The 21200-nt window shown below is 69.4% G+C and carries 19 protein-coding genes; 8 read left to right on the top strand and 11 right to left on the bottom strand.

Annotation, left to right across the window (positions count from 1 at the left end):
• Window positions 1-33: 33 nt before the first annotated feature.
• The 5 genes from AC0685_RS00955 to AC0685_RS00975 are packed head-to-tail and all read right to left on the bottom strand — an operon-like array spanning window position 34 to window position 5076.
• Entirely contained in the window at window positions 34-2010 is a 1977-nt protein-coding gene (locus AC0685_RS00955; protein WP_478223682.1) for an acetoacetate--CoA ligase, read from the bottom strand.
• A 19-nt stretch (window positions 2011-2029) separates the two neighbouring features.
• Window positions 2030-2791 carry an ESX secretion-associated protein EspG gene (locus AC0685_RS00960; protein ID WP_478223683.1) on the bottom strand — a complete coding sequence of 254 codons (762 nt, stop codon included), beginning with the start codon at window positions 2789-2791 and terminating at the stop codon, window positions 2030-2032.
• A complete protein-coding gene (locus AC0685_RS00965; RefSeq protein WP_478223684.1) occupies window positions 2791-3915 on the bottom strand; it encodes a PPE domain-containing protein in 1125 nt (374 codons plus the stop codon). The genes AC0685_RS00960 and AC0685_RS00965 overlap by 1 nt, the downstream gene beginning before the upstream one ends.
• Window positions 3915-4394: a hypothetical protein gene (locus tag AC0685_RS00970; protein WP_478223685.1), complete on the bottom strand. Its 480-nt coding sequence runs from the start codon at window positions 4392-4394 to the stop codon at window positions 3915-3917. The genes AC0685_RS00965 and AC0685_RS00970 overlap by 1 nt, the downstream gene beginning before the upstream one ends.
• A gap of 49 nt (window positions 4395-4443) precedes the next feature.
• On the bottom strand, window positions 4444-5076 hold the full coding sequence (locus AC0685_RS00975; protein ID WP_478223686.1) for a dienelactone hydrolase family protein: 633 nt from the start codon (window positions 5074-5076) through the stop codon (window positions 4444-4446).
• A gap of 97 nt (window positions 5077-5173) precedes the next feature.
• Between AC0685_RS00975 and hisC the strand changes: the two genes are divergently transcribed.
• On the top strand, window positions 5174-6229 hold the full coding sequence (gene hisC, locus AC0685_RS00980; RefSeq protein WP_340686694.1) for a histidinol-phosphate transaminase: 1056 nt from the start codon (window positions 5174-5176) through the stop codon (window positions 6227-6229).
• A gap of 113 nt (window positions 6230-6342) precedes the next feature.
• Here hisC and AC0685_RS00985 read toward each other — a convergent pair whose 3' ends face one another.
• The 3 genes from AC0685_RS00985 to AC0685_RS00995 form a co-directional block, all read right to left on the bottom strand.
• Complete coding sequence (locus AC0685_RS00985) at window positions 6343-7104, bottom strand: sulfite exporter TauE/SafE family protein (protein ID WP_125679063.1); 762 nt, start codon at window positions 7102-7104, stop codon at window positions 6343-6345.
• 81 nt (window positions 7105-7185) lie between these two features.
• Entirely contained in the window at window positions 7186-7536 is a 351-nt protein-coding gene (locus AC0685_RS00990) for a VOC family protein (RefSeq protein ID WP_478223687.1), read from the bottom strand.
• A complete protein-coding gene (locus AC0685_RS00995; RefSeq protein ID WP_478224429.1) occupies window positions 7537-8163 on the bottom strand; it encodes a GNAT family N-acetyltransferase in 627 nt (208 codons plus the stop codon).
• A gap of 74 nt (window positions 8164-8237) precedes the next feature.
• Between AC0685_RS00995 and AC0685_RS01000 the strand changes: the two genes are divergently transcribed.
• Both AC0685_RS01000 and AC0685_RS01005 read left to right on the top strand, forming a co-directional pair.
• Window positions 8238-8930, top strand: a complete 693-nt coding sequence (locus tag AC0685_RS01000) for a FadR/GntR family transcriptional regulator (protein ID WP_478223688.1) — start codon at window positions 8238-8240, stop codon at window positions 8928-8930.
• A 77-nt stretch (window positions 8931-9007) separates the two neighbouring features.
• Window positions 9008-9823 (top strand): class I SAM-dependent methyltransferase, encoded by an 816-nt coding sequence (locus AC0685_RS01005; RefSeq protein WP_478223689.1) that lies wholly within the window; start codon window positions 9008-9010, stop codon window positions 9821-9823.
• Window positions 9824-10717: 894 nt separating this feature from the next.
• Here AC0685_RS01005 and AC0685_RS01010 read toward each other — a convergent pair.
• A complete protein-coding gene (locus AC0685_RS01010) occupies window positions 10718-11218 on the bottom strand; it encodes an FBP domain-containing protein (RefSeq protein ID WP_478223690.1) in 501 nt (166 codons plus the stop codon).
• An 84-nt stretch (window positions 11219-11302) separates the two neighbouring features.
• Between AC0685_RS01010 and AC0685_RS01015 the strand changes: the two genes are divergently transcribed.
• Complete coding sequence (locus AC0685_RS01015; protein WP_478224430.1) at window positions 11303-12787, top strand: adenylate/guanylate cyclase domain-containing protein; 1485 nt, start codon at window positions 11303-11305, stop codon at window positions 12785-12787.
• Here the strand turns inward: AC0685_RS01015 and AC0685_RS01020 are convergent.
• Window positions 12774-13772 carry a beta-ketoacyl-ACP synthase III gene (locus tag AC0685_RS01020; RefSeq protein ID WP_478223691.1) on the bottom strand — a complete coding sequence of 333 codons (999 nt, stop codon included), beginning with the start codon at window positions 13770-13772 and terminating at the stop codon, window positions 12774-12776. The two genes, AC0685_RS01015 and AC0685_RS01020, sit on opposite strands and share 14 nt — an antisense overlap.
• A gap of 224 nt (window positions 13773-13996) precedes the next feature.
• Between AC0685_RS01020 and AC0685_RS01025 the strand changes: the two genes are divergently transcribed.
• Window positions 13997-14470: an Lrp/AsnC family transcriptional regulator gene (locus AC0685_RS01025; protein ID WP_125679070.1), complete on the top strand. Its 474-nt coding sequence runs from the start codon at window positions 13997-13999 to the stop codon at window positions 14468-14470.
• A gap of 314 nt (window positions 14471-14784) precedes the next feature.
• A complete protein-coding gene (locus AC0685_RS01030) occupies window positions 14785-15189 on the top strand; it encodes an SsgA family sporulation/cell division regulator (protein WP_478223692.1) in 405 nt (134 codons plus the stop codon).
• Window positions 15190-15290: 101 nt separating this feature from the next.
• Here the strand turns inward: AC0685_RS01030 and AC0685_RS01035 are convergent, their stop codons facing one another.
• A complete protein-coding gene (locus AC0685_RS01035) occupies window positions 15291-16385 on the bottom strand; it encodes a S1 family peptidase (protein WP_478223693.1) in 1095 nt (364 codons plus the stop codon).
• A 473-nt stretch (window positions 16386-16858) separates the two neighbouring features.
• Here AC0685_RS01035 and AC0685_RS01040 point away from each other — a divergent pair, with 473 nt between their 5' ends.
• A complete protein-coding gene (locus AC0685_RS01040; RefSeq protein WP_478224431.1) occupies window positions 16859-19786 on the top strand; it encodes a helix-turn-helix transcriptional regulator in 2928 nt (975 codons plus the stop codon).
• 544 nt (window positions 19787-20330) lie between these two features.
• Window positions 20331-21182 carry an ESX secretion-associated protein EspG gene (locus AC0685_RS01045; protein ID WP_340686686.1) on the top strand — a complete coding sequence of 284 codons (852 nt, stop codon included), beginning with the start codon at window positions 20331-20333 and terminating at the stop codon, window positions 21180-21182.
• Window positions 21183-21200 lie beyond the last annotated feature (18 nt).

The following is a 21200-nucleotide window of genomic DNA, read 5'->3' on the forward strand; positions in this document are numbered from 1 at the left end:
CCGCCAAGCGCCCGCCAAGTTCCGCCCCTGCGTTCAGCTCCTCGCCAGCTCCACGAACGGTACAAGGGCGTCGGGGTTCAGCAGGGCATCCCGGCTGACGGCGCGGTCAGGTGAAACACCCGAAAGGATCTTCTTGACCGGGACCTCGCATTTCTTGCCGTTGAGCGTCCGGGGCACCTCACTCACCTGGACGAACCGGTCGGGCACGTGCCGCGGCGAGAGGGCCCCGCGCAGTTCCTTGCGCAGGGCGGGCTCGACCCCGTCGAGCGACGCGCCCTCGGTCAGCACGAGGAAACACAGCAGCTGCCCATCCTCGTTGCCCGCCGCCGACGTGTCGATCACCAGCGAGTCCGCGACCTGGTCGAACGACTCCACGACGCGGTAGAACTCGGCCGTGCCCATCCGGACGCCGCCGCGGTTCAACGTCGAGTCGCTGCGCCCGTAGATGACGGCGGAGCCGCGGCCGGTGATCCGGATCCAGTCGCCGTGCCGCCAGATCGCGGGGTACATCTCGAAGTACGCCTCGCGCAGCCGCGAGCCGTCCGGGTCGTTCCAGAAGAAGACCGGCATCGACGGCATCGGCTCGGTGATCACCAGTTCGCCGACCGTCTCCACCACGGGCTTCCCGGCCTCGTCGAACGCGGCGACGGCGGCGCCGAGCGCGCGGACCGAGAGTTCGCCCAGCCAGACCGGGACGTCCGGGGCGGACGCGACGAACGCCGCGCACAGATCCGTGCCGCCGGACACCGAGCAGATCTGGACACGTTTGCCGACCTCGTCGACGATCCACCGGAAGCCCTCGACGCTGAGCGGTGCGCCGGTGGATCCCAAGGCGCGCAACGCGGTGAGGTCGTACCGCTCGGACGGTTTGATGCCGGCCTTCAGGCAGCTCTGGATGTACGGCGCCGATGTCCCGAAGTAGGTGACGCGGTGCTGCTCGGCCAAGTGCCACAACACGTTCAGGTCGGGATGGCCCGGGCTGCCGTCGAACAGCACGATCGTGGTGCCGGTCAGCAGCCCGGAGATGAGGAAGTTCCACATCATCCAGCCGGTGGTGGTGAACCAGAAGAACCGATCGCCAGGACCGAGATCGCTTTGCAGCGCAAGGGCTTTGAGGTGTTCGAGGGTGATCCCGCCGTGTCCGTGGACGATGCCCTTCGGCAGTCCGGTGGTCCCCGAGGAGTACAGCACCCACAGCGGGTGGGCGAAGTCGACGGGCTCGAACGCCGGCTCCGCGCCGTCGTTGTCGGCGAGCAGCCGGTCCCAGTCGAGCGTGCCGTCGAGGCGGCCGCCGGCGTAGTCGACGAGCACGGTCGCTTCGAGCGTGGAGATCTCGTCCCGCAGGGCGTTCACCGTCGACCTGCTGTCGAACCACCGTCCATTGTAGACGTAGCCGTTGACCGCGATCAGCACCTTCGGCTCGATCTGCGCGAAGCGGTCGGTGATCGCGCGGACGCCGAAGTCCGGCGAGCACGACGACCAGATCGCGCCGAGGCTCGCGGTGGCGAGGAAGGCGATCAGCGTCTGCGGGCAGTTCGGCGCGAGCGCGACGACCCTGTCCCCTTTGGACACTCCCAGCTTGCGCAGCCCTTCCCGCGCGGAGGCGACGGCGGACCGCAGAGCGCCGTACGTCAGCTGCGACGAGAGGCCGTCTTCGCGGTGGAAGATCACGGCGACCTCGTCGTCGGCCTTCGCGGCGCCCGCGACACCGGGCATGAGCGAGTGCTCGGCGTAGTTCAGCGTGCCGCCCTCGAACCAGCGCGCGTCCGGCATCCCGCCGATGAGCACCTCACCGGGCTCGTCGTGCCAGCGCACGCCGAGGAAGTCGGCGACGGCGGACCAGAACTCCGGTACGCGCTGGACGGAGAACTCCCACAACGCGTTGTAGTCGTCGACCTCCACGCCGCGTTCGGTGCGCAGCCACTGGCGGAACGCGTCGATCTTGGTGTCGGGCAGGCGGCTCGGCTCAGGGCGCCAGAGCACTTCTGGGGCGTCGGCGGTGTGCGTCACCCCGCGATGTTAACCCTCGTTAACCGCTCTGGCGAGCCCCCGTGAACAGCTCGTACGCCATCGACTTCAGCCGCGACGCGTCGAGCGGGGTGACGGTCAGCCACCCTCGATCGCGGCGAAGCCCGTAGCGGCCTTCGGGGGTGTCCACCCAGGTCAACGCCCCTTCGCCGTGCACCCAGCGGCCTTCCCACGACTTCCTGGCCGCCCCGAGCCGCCCGCCGCCGATCCGCCGCGTCGCGATCCGGACCAGCACGATGACCTCGGGTTCCCGCAGCCCGGCGTCGCGCAGGACGTCGGAGAACGCCGGCTGCCCGCCGCGCTCCCCCGCCTCGCACGCGGCCGTGTAGTCGTCGACACGCAGGTTGACCGAGAGGCCCCGTCCCTGCTCGCACGGCGGTAGCGCCTGCAGCAGAGTCGCGGCGACGAGCGGCTCCCGCAGCTCGGACAGCTCGACGTCGGTGCCCGAAACGCCGATCGCGACCGCGCCGCGGTCGGACACGCAGCCAACGGCCCGGTACGCCGGGTCGCCGTCGAGCCGCAGGTCCAGCGTGAGTTCGCTGTTCGCGACGGTGTGCAGCAGCCGCACCAGCTCGGGCGCGGGCGAGTCGACCGTGCCGAGTCCGCGTTCGGACAGCGTCGCGCTCGCCGTGGCCACCAGTTCCGCCCGGAACTCCGGTGTCCGCCCGACGTGCGGGACCTCCAGCACCGCGGGCAGTTCGTCGCGGCCGTGCGCCGACCAGAGAAGGAACAGCTCGCCGACGTGCAACCGGATCCAGTCCATCAGCGGTCGGTCCTCGGGTCTTCGCCGATGACCGGCGGGGTCACGTGCCCGCTGAGACCCCAGACGTCGGAATCCTCGACGAGATAGCCCGGGGACTTGCGGCTTTCACCGTCCTGCTGCCCTTGCGGCGGCATCATCCCCATCGGCATCCCGCCGACGCCGCCGATCCCCGCGGCCGCGGCCCTGGTCCCGGCGACCTGACCGGGCTGCTGCCCCGACGGGCCGAACCCGCCGACACCCGAGCGGCTGCCCTGCCCGAGATCCTGGGTCGTGCCCGCGACGCCGGGCGGCGGCACGACGGCACCGCTGCTCGCGCCGGGCTGACGCGGCGCCTCGACGACCGGCTCCCGCACCTGGATCGGGCCGGCGTCGTCGACGCCGCTGCTGCGCGTGGAGTCGTCCGGCGGCGTCTCCGGCTTCGGCTCGGGATCCGGCTTCGGTTCCTCGGGTTTCTCAAGGATCTTCGGCTGTTCGCCGTACGAGACGAACTGCGGGACGTTCTCGTAGACCTCGCCGGAGCTCCGCTGCATCCGTGTCATCACGTCGGCGGCCTGACGGTGCAGGTCCTGCGCGTTCTCGTCGGTGGGTTCGGCGACGATCCGGCCGGCTTCGGCGAAACCGCCTCCCGACGGCGGCGAAGCCGACATGGCCTGCGTCGAATCCGGATCCGAAACCGGGACAGGACGGCGTTTCGGTATCTCCGGCGGCTTGGGCCGCGGGGCGTATCCCGGCGGCTCGGGCATCGTGCGCCGCGCGGTTTCGGCGATGTCCGCCTGGCGGCGCACGCAGTTCGCGACGTTGTCCGCGCGCAGGCTCGTCTCACTCGCCCAGTCGACGAGCTTGATCGCGACGTCACGCGCCCTCTCGGCACCCTCGCCCGTCCAGCCGTCGGCGGTCGCGACGATGGCCGCCCTCAGCTCCGAACCGATCCTGTCGAGGACCACCCCGATGGTCGCCCACTGCCCGGCGGCGGCTTCCGCGCTCGCGAGGTCCAGCTCGTTGTGGACCATCTCGTAGAGCTCCCGGTGCGGGATGGTCAGGTAGTCGATGTCGGCGTAGAGGCTGTCGGGACCGGGTTCCGGGTCGGGCTCGCGCGGCGGCCACGGCATCGGCAGGATCCGCATCAGCGCTCATCCTTCCGCTCGTGGTCGACGACGTCCTCCATGTCGAACCGGCGGGCGATCCGCTCGATGCGTTCCTGCCCCTCCTCGTCCGCGGCGACGTACAGCTTCCGCGCCGCCTTCACGGTGAGCTGGAAGTCTTCGAGGACACCGGCGAAGTCCGTGAGGACGGGCACGGCCGCTTCGGTCCCCTTGGTCGCGGCGCCCTGGAAACGTTCGCTCATCGTGTGCCCGACGAAGTTGTCGCCCAGTTTCAAGGGCGCTTTGAACTCCGTCGAGCCTTTGATCAGGGCGTCGAGCTCCTGACGTGCCTTCACCAGTGCGTCGATGAGCTTCTTGGCGGCGTCCTCGGTGACCTTGACGGTCCCCTTCTTGGCATCGGTCTTGGCTGCCCGGACCTTGCTCGCCAGCGGCGCCAAGGCGGGCGCCGAAGCGCCGAACGCGGCTTGCGCCGTCACGCGCGTCTCGGGTGACTGTGCCATCGGCCCCCTCCCCTGTCACATCTGAAGGGGAATGCTAGCGCGAACGGAGTCACCGCAGGTGGGCGTCGAACCAATTCAGCGTGCGCTGCCAGGCCTCCGCGGCCGCGTCCGGGTCGGCGTCGAAACGGTGGTTGGCGCCCGGGTAGTGGACGACGTTCGTCGCGACGTTCGCCGTCGCCGCCGCTTCGCGAAGTTGCTCGACTTCGGCGCCTCCGGCCTCGTCGCCCGCGTCGCCGTACATGCCGAGCCAAGGGCTGGTGAGCCGTCCCGCGATCTCGACCAGGACCGGCAGCCCGGTGACGCCCTGCCCGCCGACGCTGACCGCCGCGCCCAGCCTGCGGTTCGACGCCACGACCAGCGCGGCCGTCCCGCCGAGGTCGAAACCGACCACACCGACGAGATCCGCCTGGACACCGCGCTCGGCGAGCCAGGAGAGCGTCGCGTCGGTGGCTTCGAGCAGGTCCTGCTGCGTGAGGTCGTCCCGGTCGAGATGCGGGGTGACGGTGAGCCAGCCTTCGCCGGCGAGACCGGCCAGGAGCAGGCCCAGACCCTCTTCGACCTCATCGGCCTCCTCGTGCAGCACCACGAGCCCGCCGCGGACGACACCGTCCGGTTCGGCGAAGGTCAGGCGCAGCGTGCGGCCGTTGGCGTGCTGGTGTTCCACGGTGGTCGTCAGGGTCATTCCTCCATCAGACCACTCTTAGGTAAATATTCGGAGCTTGCGCTCGCGCGGGAGGATACGGTGTCGGAGCCGTCCCCCAGACGTAGGAGCGCCGAAGATGTCACCTGTTTCGCCGCGTGCGGATCTCGAATCGTTGCCGAAGTACGTCCCTGGCCGGACAATCCAGGGCGCGATCAAGCTGGCGAGTAACGAGGTTCCCGGTGGGCCGCTGCCGAGTGTGGCGCAGGCCATAGCCGAGACGGCGCAGGGCATCAACCGGTACCCGGACATCACCGCTTCCGCGCTCGTCGAGCGGCTGGCCCGCGAACTGGGCGAGCCGGTCGAGCGGATCGCCGTCGGCTGCGGTTCGGTTTCCCTTTGCCAGCAAATGATCCAGGCCCTGTGCGGCCCTGGCGACGAGGTCGTCTTCCCGTGGCGTTCGTTCGAGGCGTACCCGATCGTCACGCAGGTGGCGAACGCCGTCAGCGTGAAGGTGCCGCTGACCGCCGGGCACGGGCTGGACCTGGACGCGATGCTGGCCGCGATCACGCCCAAGACGCGGCTGGTCTTCGTGTGCAACCCCAACAACCCGACCGGGACGGTCGTGCGGCGGGCGGAACTGGAGCGCTTCCTCGACGCTGTGCCCTCGGGTGTGCTCGTCGTGCTCGACGAGGCGTACAAGGAGTTCGTGACCGACGCCGAGGTGCCGGACGGCGTCGAACTCGCGCGCGGCAGGGACAACGTCGCGGTACTGCGGACTTTCTCGAAGGCGTACGGCCTCGCCGGTCTTCGCGTGGGTTACGCGGTGGCCCCGGAAGCGATCACCGTCGCGCTGAAGCAGGTCTACGTCGCGTTCTCGGTGAACATGATCGCCCAGGCGGCGGCCATCGCCTCGCTCGACGCGGCCGACGAGCTGCTGGAACGCTGCAAGGAGATCGTCTCGGAGCGCACGCGTGTCCGGGATGCCTTGGTGGCCAAGGGTTACGAGGTGCCGGAGACGCAGGCGAACTTCGTCTGGCTGCCGCTGGGCGAGCGGACGACCGAGTTCGCGGAGCACGCACTGGAGCGCAAACTGATCGTGCGTCCCTTCGCGGGCGAAGGCGCGCGAGTGACCATCGGGACACCTGAAGAGAACGACCTCTTCCTCGAAGCGGCCGGGGATTTCCCGCGCTGAGCACACTTTCGGCCGGCCCGCGCTTCGTCCACGGAGCGCGGGCCGTTCCTCTTTGAGGGCAAGGCAAGGGAATCCCGCACCGCGGACGAGTCGGCACGCGCATCGGGCCGGTCCTATTTGAGGAGCAGCTGCACCATCGCGGCGAGGCCGATCACGACGATCACGCCGCGCAGCACCTTCGGCGAGAGCTTGCGGCCGATCTTCGCGCCGATCTGGCCGCCGATCGTCGACCCGACCGCGAGCAGCGCGACCACGGGCCAGCTGACCGGCGCGATGAAGGCGTAGATCGCGCCCGCGACGATGTTCACGACCGCCGACAGGGCGTTCTTGACGCCGTTGAGCCGCTGCAGCGACTCCGACATCAGCATCCCCATCACGGCCATCATCATCACGCCCTGCGCGGCCGTGAAGTATCCGCCGTAGATGCCGATCAGGAAGATCAGGAACAGCAGGAGCGGCCCGATCTTGTGGACCGTCCCGTTCTCCTCGCGGCGCTTCGCGACCCAGGCGGCCACTCGCGGCTGGACGATCACGAGCACCACCGCGAGGCCGACCAGCGCGGGGACGACGGTCTCGAAAGCGTCCTTCGGCAGCGAGAGCAGCAGGATCGTCCCGCAGATCGCGCCGAGGAACGACGCCACGGCGAGTTTGGCGACCTGGGGCCAGTAGCCCTTGAGCTCCTCCCGGTAGCCGATCGCCCCGCTGACCGTGCCGGGGGCGAGGCCGATCGCGTTGGACGTCGTCGCCGTCAGCGGCGAGTAGCCGAGGGCGACCAGAACCGGGAAGGTCACCAGCGTGCCCGAACCGACGACCGTGTTGATGGTGCCCGCCCAGAGCCCCGCGACGAAGATCACTACCGCGTGCCACCACGTCATAAAGCGCTCACGTCCGCACCCTAAGCACCGTTACCTCCTTTCGCGCTCCGGATGTGTCTAGTCGAACATTCAACGAGCCCGTTATGTCTCGTTCGGTGCGAAGACGCAGAACTCGTTGCCCTCGGGGTCCTCGAGAACGTCCCACTCGACGTCTCCGCCCTTGGCGCGCACGAGCTTCGCCCCGGCGGCGACCAGCTCGGCCGCGGAGCCGAAGACGTCGATATGCATGCGGTTCTTCACGATCTTCGCCTCGGGCACCGGGTTGATCCAGATCAGCGGGCCGCGACCGGCCGGATCCTCGATCGCCACCGGCCACTCCACCGGCCGCTGGTCGCGGTGGCGGCGGACGTACCCCATCGCGGCGCACCACCAGTCGGCGAGGGCCTGGTGGTCGTTCGCGTCGAGGCAGATGTCCTCGAACACCGCCGGCATTCAGTTCTCCTCCGGTAGATGAGCCGCGGTGATCTCCGCGTCGACCGTCCAGCCGAGCGTCAGGTACAACGCGCGGCCCTCCTCCGTGGCGACCAGGACCGCTCGCTCCGCCCCGGCGGCGACCGCCACCTCGTCGAGCCGGCGCATGACGAACCTGCCCAGCCCTCGCCGCTGGTGCTCGGGCTCCGTCACGACCTGATCGATCACCGCCGTGCCGCCGGCTATCGCGACCCGGCCGGTTGCCGCGCATGAGCCGTCCGGCGCGCGCACCACCACGTCGGTGACCACGCCATCGCCGACCAGCTCCGCCCGGTACGGCTCGGGCGCGGCCATCACCGGCCGCAGCGCTATCGGGGCGCTCATCAGGTACTCCGGCGGGCCGACCTCCCATTCCGGCGGCACCGTCTTCGCCACCTCGTCCCGCGAACCACTCACCTTCAGCCATGTTCCGGGCTCTGTCAGCGAACGCGCCCGGCGCGCGACCGATCCGGCGTCCGCCAGCACGTATCTCACGCGATGCCCGGGACGCCCGACGTCGAGCCGGTAGCCGTCCGGTTCGGCAACCGGGACCCCGACGCCGCGCGAAAGCGCCCAGCCGTGCACCCATGCCTTGATCAGCCCTGCCACCCCAGTCATCTTCGGATGATGACACCCCGCACCGACAATTCCTGGCGTTCCGCCGAACCTGCGAGGATGGCACCGTGGCGGGCGACGAGCGCGAACAGGTGTGGAGTGCGACGGTCGACCATCTGCGCGCGATGATCGACTCGGGCAGGCTCCCCGCCGGATCGAGACTGCCCGCCGAACGGGCGCTCTGCGAACAGCTCGGCATCAGCCGCGGTTCGCTGCGGCAGGCGTTGCGGGTGCTGGATTCCATCGGTTACGTGCAGGTGCGGCCGGGGTCGGGCACGTACGTTCGCGAGAAGCTCGACGAGCGACCCCTGCGCGGCTGGTTCTCCGAGCACGAGCACCTGGTCGAGAAGCTGTTCGACCTGCGGACCACCGTCGAGCCGACGCTGGCCGAGCGGCTCGCGCTCGACCACACGCCACGGGTGCTCGAGCGGCTGGAGGGCACCGTCGACGAGATGGACCGGGCCGCGGCCGACGGCGACATGCTGCGCGTGATCGCGGCCGACGCCGAATTCCACCGGGTGATCGCGGAGAACGCCGGCAACGACGACGTCACCGATCTGCTGCGTTCGGTGCTGTCGCTGGTCGGCGAGGAGCGGCGGGCGGCGTTGCGGCTTCCCGGGCAGATCCGGAAGGCCGTCGACGAGCATCGCGCGATCCTCGAGGCGATCCGCGGTTCGGACGCGGCGGCCGCGCGGGAGATCACCCTGCGGCATCTGCTCGACGCCAAGACCTACGTCCACGACTACACGACCCGGGATTGACGCTTCCTTGATGGCGTTCGCGGATCCGCGCGAGTAGAGTTTTCAGAAGATTGTGAAACTTCTGACGGGGGTGTGCGGTGGAGAAGGTCCGGTTCACCGAAGAGAAGGCGACGATGCTCGCCACGCTGTACGGCCGGGCACTCGACGCCCGCAGCGACCGGCCGATCCTCGGCGACAAAGCCGCCGACGAGGCCGTCAAGCAGATCGACTACGACTTCGCTTCGCTGGGCGTGAACGCCGACATGGGCTTGACCGTCGCGATGCGGGCCAAGCCGATGGACGACTGGGCCGCGGCGTTCCTGCGGGAGCACCCGGACGCGACCGTCGTCCAGCTCGGCTGCGGGATGGACAGCCGCGTGTACCGCGTCGACCCGCCGCCTTCGGTGCGGTGGTTCGACGTCGACTACCCGGAGGTCGTCGATCTGCGCGCCCGGATCCACCCCGCGCGGGACGGCTACCGGACCATCGGCTCGTCCGTGACGGACTTCGGCTGGCTCGACGAGATCCCGTCGGACAAACCCGGTCTGGTGATCGCGGAGGGGCTGACGATGTACCTAAGGCCGTCCGAAGGCGAGGAACTGCTGCGGCGGCTGATCGCGCGTTTCCCGCAGGGCGGCGAAATGGTCTTCGACATCTTCAGCAGGCTGGGGATCAAGCTGCAGAAGCTGAATCCGGTGGTCCGCAAGGCCAAGGCGACGCTGTACTGGGGCATCGACGAGATCTCCGAACTGGAACGGCTCGGCTTGACGCTGGTCTCGAAGCTCGACTCGACGGATTACGCGACGCCCGAAGTGAAGGCGCGGATTTCGCCGTCGATGCGGGCGCAGCTGTGGTTCGCGGGGCTGTTCCCGGCGTTCAAGAAGATGGGGCGGATCCTGCGGTTCCGGTTCTGAGGGCCTCCTTCCCCACTCTGAAGGTCAGGATCCCGGCGAAGTCGCATGAACGCCGGCCAGTGTCGCTCTTGGCGATTCGAACCGGACCTCCTGACAGACGATGTCCACAAAGGACTCCAAATCCCAGAAGAATGTCCGTTTGATGCCTATATGTACGGTTCGATGGTGGTCGTGAGTGAGCAGGACGGTTCTATTGAGGGGAAGGGCGAATGTGGCGTGACCGAGCCTCTGCGATGAAGGACCCCTTCACTGGCTCAAGGCAGAGGCGGCCTTCGCGGCCGTGGTTCTGGACTGGCCGACAGGAGCCGACCGCGCCCCCGAGTGTCCACCAAGGACACTTTTCGCTGACTCGATGTCCGAGTGATGCCCAGATGGGCGATGTCACGAGGGGGTCGTGGGGGGGGGTTTTGGGTGGGAACCCAAAAACCCCCCCCCACGACCCCCTCGCCGAACCGTGCAAATCACCCAAGTCGGACACTGTCACCGGGAAAAAGTCCGTAATGAACAGTTGGAAAGGCGCCTGGTCGGCGAGTCCCACTCCCGCTGCCAACTCCGGAACACCACGTTTGCCTTACCCCTCTATAACCCTCTTTACCACTCACGACCCCTTCGCAAAACGCCCGAATCGGGCACGGCTGCCCCGAAAGGGTCCCCTGTGGACGGTCGAGAGATGCCAGGCCACCGTGACGAGCCCCTCCACCACCCATTTGACCAGCGGATAGACGACTTCGCCGGGACCCTGACTCTGAAGGTAGCGAAGGGGGCCCTTCGCTACGCCGCCGACGGGGCTTTGGCGAGCCTCATGGTCTGGGCGTCTGTTGCGAAAGCATCTTTCGCAACGTTGAAGGTTGCTGTGGCTTTCGCAACGCCTGGCCGCTCGGTACCCCGGCGGCGTCAGCGTGACTCCAGCACCCGCTCGACGAATCGGCGCAGTTTGTCTTCCAGCCGGAAGACGCGTTCCTCCAGCGTCAGGGACTCGAACGGCTGCGGCACGTCCGACTGCAACTCGCCGCGGATGTACTGGCTGCACGCGAGGTTCGCGCACGCGTAGATGCCGAGCGTGTTCCCTTCCCTGCCGGATTTCCCGGCGCGGCGGCCGGAGAACAGCGCGATGTCCGACAGCGGATGTGTCGTTGTGCACAGGCCGCACATGTTGCTCAGCAGGACACGGCCCTTCGGCCGGGGAGCGGCCCGGAGGGACAGCCCGACGGTTTCCCCGCGGTACGGCAGCACGAGATACGCCCGGGAGGCGGCCTTCGGATCGCGCCAGCCGAGGAATTCCCTTTTCTCCCAGGGGATCTCTTCGGGCCGGGCGGGCAGCGTGACCCCCTTGGCCTCGCCTCGGGTGCAGTTCACGAAGGACGCTCTGATCTCGTCCTGGCCCAGCGGTTCCATACCCGCACGGTAACCAGCGCACCCGAGAACGGGCGAACCGTTTTCCGCCGGAGGTCATACGATCACCGGGTGCGCGGGAAGACGATGTCGAGCCGGTTCCGGCTGGTGCTCAGGACCAGTCTCGGTTTCGCCGCGCTCGGCGTCGGTTCCAGTGTGTGCGGTGCCGGTGTGGTCGCGTTGCTGCTGCTCCTGCAGGGCCTGCCGAGCGAGGTCGGCGATCGCGGCTGGATCCTCGGCGTCACCGCCGCCGGCATCGTCGCGCTGTCGCTGATCGTCGGTACCTTGTGGACGGCGTGGCTCCAGCGGCGCACGGCGGTCTGGTTCGTGTTCGGCCGCCCGCCGACGAAGGCCGAGGCCGAGCGGGCGCTCCGGCTCCCGGTCGACATGGGGATCGTCAGCGGGACACTCTGGCTGATCGGCACGATCGTGCTCGGCGCGCTCGCGCGGGTGCTCGGGTCCTGGATGGACGCGCTCGGGATGGCGCTGGTGATCGGGCTCGGCGGGCTGACCACGGTCGGCCTCACCTACCTCGCCGCCGAATGGGTCGCGCGGCCGGTGATGACGATCGCGCTCAAGGTGACCCCGCCGAAGGGGACGCTCAGGGTCACCGTGCGGACCAGGGTGGTCGTCACCTGGTCGCTGGCGAGCGGCGTGCCGTTCCTCGGGGTGCTGCTGGTGGCCGCCCCGCCGGACCTCGGCCAAGGCGACCACGTCGCGAGCCTGATCATGCTTTCGGCGATCGGCCTCGGTGTCGGCGCGATCGGGACGGGCCTGCTCGCGAAGGCCGTCGCGACACCACTGCACCGGCTGCGGGTGGCGCTCGACGAGATCGCGCGCGGCAACAAAGAGATCGTGGTCGAGGTCGACGACTCCAGCGAGATCGGCCTGCTCCAGACCTCGGTCAACGACCTGGCCGCCGGGCTCCGCGAGCAGGATCGGATGCGGGATCTCTTCGGCAGGCACGTCGGGGACGAGGTGGCGCGGCACGCGCTGGAGTACGGCGCCTCCCTTTCGGGTGACGTGCGCGAGGTGACGGCGCTGTTCGTCGACGTCGTCGATTCGACGGCCTTGGCGAGCCGCACCCCGCCAGAAGACCTCGTGAAGACGCTCAACCGGTTCTTCACCAGCGTGGTGCACGCGGTCGGGGCACGCGGAGGGCTGGTCAACAAGTTCCAGGGTGATGCCGCGCTCTGCGTCTTCGGCGCCCCGACCAGGCTGGCGGACGCGCCCACGGCGGCGCTTTCGGCCGCGCGGGCCATCCGGGACGCCGTCCAGGAGACCGGCGAACTCGACCTCGGCATCGGCGTCGCGAGCGGGCGGGTCTTCGCCGGTCAGCTGGGGACCAGCAGCCGGTTCGAGTACACCGTCATCGGCGACGCGGTGAACGAGGCCGCGCGCCTGACCGAGGACGCGAAATCCGCCGACGGCCGGATCCTGGCGAGCGAAACGGTGCTCAAGGCCGCGTTGGAGAGCGAGCGCGCGCACTGGAAGCCGTACGCGGAACTCGAGCTGCGCGGGCGCCAGGAGCCGACGCACGCCTGGGAGGCGAACGCGCTCAGCCCGGAATGACGTCCGGCCAGCGCAGCAGCGTCGAGCCCCAGGTCAGCCCGGCGCCGAAGGCCCCCATCACGACGCGGTGCCCCGGCTGGAGCGCGCCCTCCTTGGCCGCGTCGGCCAGCGCGATCGGGATCGACGCCGCGCTCGTGTTGCCCACCTTCTCGATGTTCGAGTACATCACGTCCTCCGCGAGCCCGAGCTGTTTCGCGCAGGTCTGCAGGATGCGGATGTTCGCCTGGTGCCCGATGAACCGGTCGATGTCGCCGACCGCCCAGCCGGCGGAGTCCAGCACCGCGCGCGCCGATTCGGCCATGCGGGCGCAGGCGTGCCGGAAGACGGTCTGGCCCTGCATCACCAGGTAATGATCGCGCGGGTCGTCCGAGCGGCGGTTCTTCGCGCCGCCCGCCTCGACCCAGAGCAGTTCCGCGAGCGCGCCTTCGCTGTGCAGGTCGAACGGGCCGAGCGCGCCGAGCTCGTCCGGGTCGCCCGCGCGCAGCAGGACCGCGCCCGCGCCGTCACCGAAGATCGGCACCGTGCCGCGGTCTTCGGGGTCGACGAGCGAGGTGAAGACGTCGGCGCCGATCACCAGCACCCGCCGCGCGATCCCGGCGGCGATCAGCCCGGCGCCGGTGGCGAGCCCGTAGACGAACCCGCTGCACACGGCGTTGACGTCGAACGCGGCGACACCGTTCAGCCCGAGCTCGGTCGCGACCTGCGGCGCGCTGGCCGGGCACAGCTGGTCGGCCGTGGAGGTCGCGAGCACGACGGCGTCCGCCGCGGTCTCCCCCGCCGACGCCAGCGCCCGGCGTCCCGCCTCGACCGCGAGGTCCACAGTGGACGTTCCGGGATCGACGACCCGGCGTTCGGCGATGCCGGTCCGCGAGCGGATCCACTCATCGGAGGTGTCCAGCCGCTGGGCGATCTCCTCGTTGCCCACCACGCGCGGAGGCAGCCATGAGCCGAGACCGGCGAGAACGGCGGCCTGAGATGAGGGCACCAAGGAATCCTTTCGCGGGGAAATGAGAGGTCTGCCATTCACTTGTAAGCGCTACCATTCAGTAGACCCGTCAGTTGTGTTCCGGGTCACAATTCAAAGAATTCTCATCTTCTTCCCGAAGCGACCAGGCGCACGGACCGAGCACCCGATCGGGTGACGCACACCGCGTCGAGGCGCGAGCAAAGAACAGGCGCCCGGGAGAGCCGCCCGGTTAGCCTGACCTGGTGCACACACCCGACCTCGACCGCATGGACGTCGCCATCCTCGCCTGCCTCCAGTCCGACGCCCGCACGATCGCCGAGCACATCGGCGCGAAGGTGGGCCTGTCGGCGGCCGCCGTGCAGCGGCGGATCAAGCGGCTGCGGGAGACCGGGGTGATCGAACGCGAGGTGGCGGTGCTGTCGCCGCGCGCGCTCGGGCTGTCGATGACGTTCGTGGTGATGGTCGAGATGGAACGCGAGAACCTCGCGGTCCTCGACGGGTTCCGGCGTCAGGTGCTCGCGGACGACAACGTCCAGCAGTGTTACTACGTCACCGGCAACGCGGACTTCGTGCTCGTGGTGACCTGCCGGGACATGGCGGATTTCGAGACGTTCACGCGGCGGATGTTCTTCGACAACCCGAACGTGCGGCACTTCACGACGTCGGTGGCGATGGACCGGGTCAAGACCGGACTGACGCTGCCACTGGAGCCCTGAGGGGCCGAAGGGGACGACGGCGTCAGTTTCGACCGCTTCCAAAGAGGACAGTCCTCAGTGGACCTCGCGACGGGCGGGCCTCGCGAGAACAGCCACTTCGCGAGTTGCGTCCTGCGCAACGCCGGCTCACGACCTCGTCACCACGGGTATCCACCCGAACGCAAGGGGTCTGTGCCCGGCGTTACACCACTATGGACATATGCAGCCGATAGCGTGAACGTCGTCGCAGTCGCGTCATCCGGCGCGTGTCCGGCCATCTCCTCCCCGAGACGAAAAGTTCGCGCCGCGCGAACCACGAGCACTTAGGAGTGGCCGTGCACACCGACGCAATTCACCAGAGCCAGTTCGTTCTGCTGAACAACAGCAGCACGCCCGTTCTTTCCCGCCTGTCCTTCCACACCGGCGAACCGTTCGCGGTCACCGTGTCGTTCCGGACGGAGCGCGGCCGGTGGGTCGAGTGGACCTTCGCGCGTGAGCTGCTCGTCACCGGCCTCACCGACCCCGCCGGGCTCGGCGACGTCCGCGTCCGCCCCGACCTCTCGGAGGACGAGGCGCTGCTGACGCTCGAAATCGAGTCACCCGACGGCTACGCGTCGTTCGAGCTCGAGCGTGAGGACGTCGAGTCGTTCCTCGAGTCCACCTACGAGCTCGTCCCGCTCGGCTCCGAGAGCGAGCACTTCGACGTCGAGGCGCTGATCGAGGAGATCAGCAACGTCTGAGACCTTCCCGCGGCACGAAGACGAAGGGCGGCCCGAGTGCGCTGGAGGCACTCGGTCCGCCCTTCGTCCTGTTCACGGTCCCCCGATGACCGGGGCTGAGGTCAGCCGAGGACCAGGGAGGTCCCGGTCGCGGACAACGCCGGCCGCACCGGGAAGAAGTACGTCACCGAGCTGTTGCCGCCGGACAACATGCCCTGTGCCTGGTTGCCCGCGATGAACGAGCCGCCGGAGTCGCCCGCCTGCGAGCGGACGTTGGTGGCGGTCATGCCGTAGACCGTGCCCTCGGCGTAGCGGACGGTCTGGTTCTTGGCGCCGACGGTGCCGCAGGTCCAGCCGGTGGTCGACCCCGACTTGCAGACCGACGCGCCGGTGGCCGCCTCGGTCGAACCGCTCACGCGGGTGCCGTTGTTGATGACCCCGCGCGGCACCCAGTTGCTGTTGACCCGGACGTGGCCGTAGTCGTTCCCGGGGAAGCTGGCGCGGGCGAACGAGCCCATCGCGACCCGGTTGTAACCGGTCACCGTGCCCGGGCCGCAGTGCCCGGCGGTGAGGAAGCCGCCATTGACCGAGAAGCCGATCGAACAGCGCGAAGAGCTGTTGATGTAGTACGCGTCGCCACCGCGGACGTCGTACTTCAGGGTCGGCACCGAAGTGGTCTCGACCACCGCGACGGCGGCCTTGTCCACCTTGGCCTTCTCCAGGTACGAGTCGACGACGCCGCTCTTGCCCGGCAGGACGTTCACCGTCACGCGGTTGGTCTTGGTGTCGACACCCCAGCCGGTGATCGCGCCGTCCGCCGCGCGCTCACTGGCGTTCAGTTTGTCCACAGTGGAATCCAGCTGGGCGGCCGAGAAGCGCACGAGTTCCGCTTCCGCGCCGCTGGCGAGGACCTGGCCCAGTTTCGCCGCGTCCGTGACGCCGACGCGGAGCTTGCCGGTGGCCTCGTTGTAGCTGGCGCCGCCGAAGCTGCCGGCGAGCGCCGAGGCGAGTGACTGTTCGAGAGCGCCGGCGGCCGTCTCGCTCTGGATCCGGGCGAGTGCCTGGCCGGCGGTCAGGCCGAGGTCCCGTTGCAGGGCGGGAACCATGTCTTGATTGAGCAGAGTGTCCGAGGACGCTGCCGCGGGGGTACCCGTGACGAGCGCGCCGGTGGCCAGTGCTGCCGTGGCGGCCACACCGAGGAGCTTCGTGATCTTCATGCTTCTCCCTCGTCATCACGCACGGCTCCGGTTCGCCATGCGATGGCCCTCCCCTGACGGGTGAGAATTCTGGACTCGGACGAAGGCCGCAATCCGGGTCGGCGCGGGATAGGTATACCCATTCTTCTGGAACCGAATCCCCTGCTCCACGAGCGGCCACCTAGTGCAGGCACCCGGACGGGCACGTCCGTAAGTAGGGTTTCGAAGCAAATACCTTGCGTAGTCATGGCCACCCCCTGAACGTGGGATGAATCGCCGAATCGGGTTTTTCGCCGACGTTTCGGGTGTCCGGTGATTTTCCAACCGACGATCCGTCAGCCAACTGGTGACGCTGTGTCCACGAACGGCCTCAGGGGGTGCCCGGGGTGTCCGTGTTGGGTGGTTTACGACCCGGTAGGCAGTGCTTAGGCTCCGCAGGACAACGCACGAGATCGTGTCGGGCTCAGCGGGAACTCCCCACCGAGGAGCGCATGATGTGGCTTGCCACCCCTCGCCCGACCTCGGTTTCGGTCCGCGCCGGATCGACGGCGCTCGTGGGCCGCGACGTCGAGGTCTCGGCGATCGTGAAGATCCTGCTGCGCCGTCCCGCCGCCGTGCTGATCGAAGGCGAACCCGGGATGGGCCGCAGCAGGCTGCTCGCAGAGCTGGCCGGACGCCGTGAGTTCGCGGCGGGCCGGGTGCTCTCGGGAGCCTGCCAGCCGATGCGCGAGCCGTTCCCGTTCGGACCGGTGCTCGAAGCGCTGCGTTCGGCGGGCGACCGGCCGCTCGGTCCACTCAGCCCGGTGGCCGGGGTGCTGAGACCCTTGTTGCCCGAACTGGCGGAAAGCCTTCCGCCCCAACCGGAACCACTCGCCGACCCGTGCGCCGAACGGCACCGCCAGTTCCGCGCCGTCCGCGAGCTCCTGATCGCCTGCGGGCCCGCGCTCGTCCTGATCGACGACCTCCAGTGGGCCGACGAAGGCACCCGTGACCTCATGCGGTTCCTCGCCGCGGCCATGCCCTCCGAACTGGCCGTCGTCGCGGCGTACCGGACCGGCTCGCCGTCGGGACACGGAGGCGCGGGGATCCCGTTCCGCACCCCGCCGAACGTCCAGACCGCCCGCGTGACGCTGGGCCCGCTCGACGTCGAAGCCGTCGGGAAGCTGGCCGAGGAACTGCTGGACCTGCCGCGGGTCTCCGCGCCGTTCACCGCGAAGCTCCACGAAAGCACCGCCGGGATCCCGTTCGTGGTCGAGGAGACCCTGCGGGCGCTGCGCGACGCGGCCGGCCGCCTGCCGATCGGGGAGGTGCTGAGCGACCGGCTGCTGGAAAGCCTCGAGGTCCCGGTCTCCCTGCGCGAGGCCATCACCGAACGGCTCGAAGCGCTGCCCGAGCCCGCCGTCCGGCTGGCCCGCGCGGCGGCGGTGCTCGCCGTCCCGTCCGAGCCCGCGGTGATCGGCGAACTCGCCTGCCTCGACGGCGACGCGCTCCGCGCGGCCCTTTTGTCCACTTTGGATGGCGGTGTCCTCGGCGAACTCGGCGGCGACCGCTACGGCTTCCGGCATCCGTTGGCCCGCAAGGCCGTTTACGACACGGTGAGCGGCCCGGAGCGCACCCTGCTGCATTCGCGCGCCATCCAGGTGCTCGCCGGTCAGCCGGTCCCGCCGCTCACCCTGCTGGCGAACCACTCGCGCGCGGCGGGGCGGGCCGAACAGTGGCGCCACTACGCCGAAGCCGCCGCCGACGAGGCCATCGCCCACGGCGACACGTCACGGGCCATCGACCTGCTCCAGTCCGTGCTCGCCGAGGCGGGGCTCGGCGAGGACGACATCGCCCGGCTGGCCACGAAGCTCAGCCAGGTCGCGCTGCGCGGGTTCCGCCCGGACGTCATCGAGACACTGGAGCGAATCCTCGAAGACCTCACTGGCCTGCGCCCGAGCGTGCGCGGGACGATCCGGCTCAGCCTCGGGATGCTGCTGGTCCGCACGATCGGGCGCCTCGGCCGCGGCCGGGTCGAGGTGGAGAAGGCGATCACCGAACTGGTCGACGAGCCGGAGCTGGCCGCCCGCGGGATCAACCTGCTCGCCCAGCCGATCGACGGGCTGACCCCGTTGTCCTGGCACGAGGTCTGGATGGAGCGGGCACGCGAGGTCTTCGGCCGGATCGAAGACCCGGAACTGCGGCTCGCACTCCTCGGCGACCGGATCTCCACCCAGGCGCATATCGGCGACGGGTCGGCCTGGACCGAGTTCACCGAGCTGCCGGACCAGGGCAGCGGGGTCGCCGAGCGGGTCCAGCTGGCGCGGCTGTGGTGCAACCTCGCCGACGCGCAGTCCTGGGCAGGCCATCTGGCCAGAGCGGAAAAACTGGTCTCGGAAGGGATCCGCCGCGCGACCGACGCCGGCGCGCTCTACGCCGCCGGGCTCGCGCAGGGCACCCGCGTCCGGCTCGACTGGGTGCGCGGCGACTGGTCCGGCCTCGCGGAGGCCACCGAACAGCTGCGCGACGCCTATCCCGACCTCGGCCCGATCGTCATGGAGTGCTCGCTCGTCCTCGGCGGGTTGTCCGCCGTTCGCGGGGAATTCGCCGCCGCGCAACGACATCTGGCCGCGGCGGGCGTCCACGCCCCGGAACACGGGCCCATCCCCGTCGTCCTCTCGGCCGCGGGGGTCCTGATCAGGGTGCTCCTCGCGACGGACGACGTCGACGGCGCGTGCGCGGCGGCCGACAACGCCGTCGCGGCGGCCCGGCGCAAGGGTGTCTGGGTGTGGGCGGCGGCGCTGGTCCCCGCCGCGGCCGAGGCCTACACGCGGGCGGGGCGCTGGTCGGAGGCGGACGCCGTGGTCGAGGAATTCGCCCGCGGGATCGACGGCAAGGACTCGCCGGTCTCCCGGGTCGCGCTGCTCGCCGGCCAGGCGATCCTGCTCGACGCGCGCGGCAAACATCCCGCCGCGGCAACGGTTTTCGACGAGGCGGCAGCGGGCTACGAGGCGCTGCCGATGCCGTATCAGGCGATCGGCGCCCGGGAGCGGGCGGCCCTGTCCCGGCTCAACGCGGGTCGTCACACCGCGGGCGACCGCAAGGCGATCGAGGAGCTCGCGGCGGCCGCGGAGGCCTACGAGCGGCTCGGCGCGACCAGGGACGCCGGCCGCTGCCGCCACCAGCTGCGGGAACACGGCGCGTGGGCCCCCTCACAGCGCGGACGGCGCGGCTACGGCCAGGAGCTCTCACCCCGCGAACTCGAGGTCGCGCGAATGCTTTCCGACGGACGGACGAACCGGGAGATAGCGGACGGGTTGTTCCTTTCGCCGCGTACGGTCGAACAGCACGTCGCCAAAGTCCTGAGGAAACTCGGGGCTCGTTCGCGGACGGACGTGGCCCGCCGGATGACGACCTACGCCCCGGCGGGGGCCGACCGCTGAATTCGGCCCCCGTGGCACGGCAAAGTCACATAACCGCTGGTCGGCGGCGCTCCTGGCCACTCGAACGGGACATCGTCGGCTGCCGGCAGAGGCAGCCGACCGGGTCGCGGGTGTCCACAAGGGACACTTTCTGGCGGCTGGATGGCCTATATGTGCAGGTTCGCGAGGGGGTCGTGAGTGGCGAGGGTGGTTCCAACCCAATGTCACGTAGCTTAAGTTGATCTTGGGCGAGGTTGGCAGGTGGGGTGAAGGCTCACTTCGCTGCGTCTGATGCGACGAAGGGGCTTCGGCTCTGGTCGTGGGTCGGGTTGGTCGTGAGTGGCGTTTCGGGTTCTAACCCGAAACGCCACCCACGACCCCCTCGCGAAATCGCCCACCCGGGCTTATTCCTTTAGGGGCAAGAAAAGTGCCCGATCGGGCACGGTGATCCATTCCATCGGGTTCAGCGGTGTGCGTATGGTTCCGTAGGTTCATGCGCTGTGCTAGTTTGTTTTGGCCATTAACAAAGTCGGGGCCCGACCCCGTGAGGGAGTAGCGCAGAAGCATGGCTGAGCGAGCCGATTTCGCGCTGGGGACGGTCGAGGCGACAGTGGTCGGGCGGGCGCTTGGCGTCGATGCCCGCTTGTTTCCCTTGCGCGTCCAGAACACTTCGATCGACCCGGAGCGGTACGCCGCGATCGTCCGGAAGGTCTACACCGATCTCGAACGGCGCCGCCTGTCGATCGACGGCGAGCTGAACCAGGCCGTCCGCACCGCGTTCGCGCTGCTCGGGAACCACCGGATCACCGTTTCGATCAACGGTATCGACGGTATCGGCCAGGACATCGCCGTCCTCGCGCTCACCGATGGCAGGCAGGCGCTCGGCATCACGCAGGCCCACGGCGAAGACCTCCTGCAGTTCGCGCTCTTCTCCGACGAAGAGCTGGTCGAGGTCCTCTCCGGGGTGCTGCCGCGGATGCGCCCCGCGTCGACCGGCCGCCGCACGATCGTGCAGAAGGAGGAGCGCGCCGTCTCCGCGATGGCCGCGCGCCGCCAGGCCGAAGCCGAGTTCGACGAGGAAGAGACCGACGCGTTCGGCAACCTCCAGTTCACCGGCGTCGTCCGCGCCCGGCCGGAGGCCCCGGCACCGCGCAGCGACGAGAGCGACGTCGAGGTCTTGGAGAAGGTGCTGTCAGGGACCCGCCTCGGCGGCGGGTACATCATCGTGAGCGGTATCGGCCGCCGCGGCGAACGGCTCCGGTCGACACCGTTGAGCTGGCTCGACACCGAAGACGGCCGGTACCTGGTCTGGACCGAGACCGACGAAGCCTCCGGCGCCGTGATCGGTCACTACGACCCGGCCAGTCAGTCGGGTGTGGCGAACGCGATCCGGGACGCCATCGCGGACATCTACTGACCCCTCCTGAACCCGGCG

The organism is Amycolatopsis sp. NPDC043889, assembly GCF_056435645.1.

Coding starts and splice junctions, on each gene's coding strand:
- AC0685_RS01010 (WP_478223690.1), bottom strand. CDS start 11,218: ATGGAACCGCTGGGCCAGGACGAGATCAGAGCGTCCTTCGTGAACTGC.
- AC0685_RS00985 (WP_125679063.1), bottom strand. CDS start 7,104: ATGACGTGGTGGCACGCGGTAGTGATCTTCGTCGCGGGGCTCTGGGCG.
- AC0685_RS01035 (WP_478223693.1), bottom strand. CDS start 16,385: ATGAAGATCACGAAGCTCCTCGGTGTGGCCGCCACGGCAGCACTGGCC.
- hisC (WP_340686694.1), top strand. CDS start 5,174: ATGTCACCTGTTTCGCCGCGTGCGGATCTCGAATCGTTGCCGAAGTAC.
- AC0685_RS00990 (WP_478223687.1), bottom strand. CDS start 7,536: ATGCCGGCGGTGTTCGAGGACATCTGCCTCGACGCGAACGACCACCAG.
- AC0685_RS00975 (WP_478223686.1), bottom strand. CDS start 5,076: ATGACCCTGACGACCACCGTGGAACACCAGCACGCCAACGGCCGCACG.
- AC0685_RS00970 (WP_478223685.1), bottom strand. CDS start 4,394: ATGGCACAGTCACCCGAGACGCGCGTGACGGCGCAAGCCGCGTTCGGC.
- AC0685_RS01040 (WP_478224431.1), top strand. CDS start 16,859: ATGTGGCTTGCCACCCCTCGCCCGACCTCGGTTTCGGTCCGCGCCGGA.
- AC0685_RS01015 (WP_478224430.1), top strand. CDS start 11,303: ATGTCGAGCCGGTTCCGGCTGGTGCTCAGGACCAGTCTCGGTTTCGCC.
- AC0685_RS00960 (WP_478223683.1), bottom strand. CDS start 2,791: ATGGACTGGATCCGGTTGCACGTCGGCGAGCTGTTCCTTCTCTGGTCG.
- AC0685_RS01045 (WP_340686686.1), top strand. CDS start 20,331: ATGGCTGAGCGAGCCGATTTCGCGCTGGGGACGGTCGAGGCGACAGTG.
- AC0685_RS00965 (WP_478223684.1), bottom strand. CDS start 3,915: ATGCGGATCCTGCCGATGCCGTGGCCGCCGCGCGAGCCCGACCCGGAA.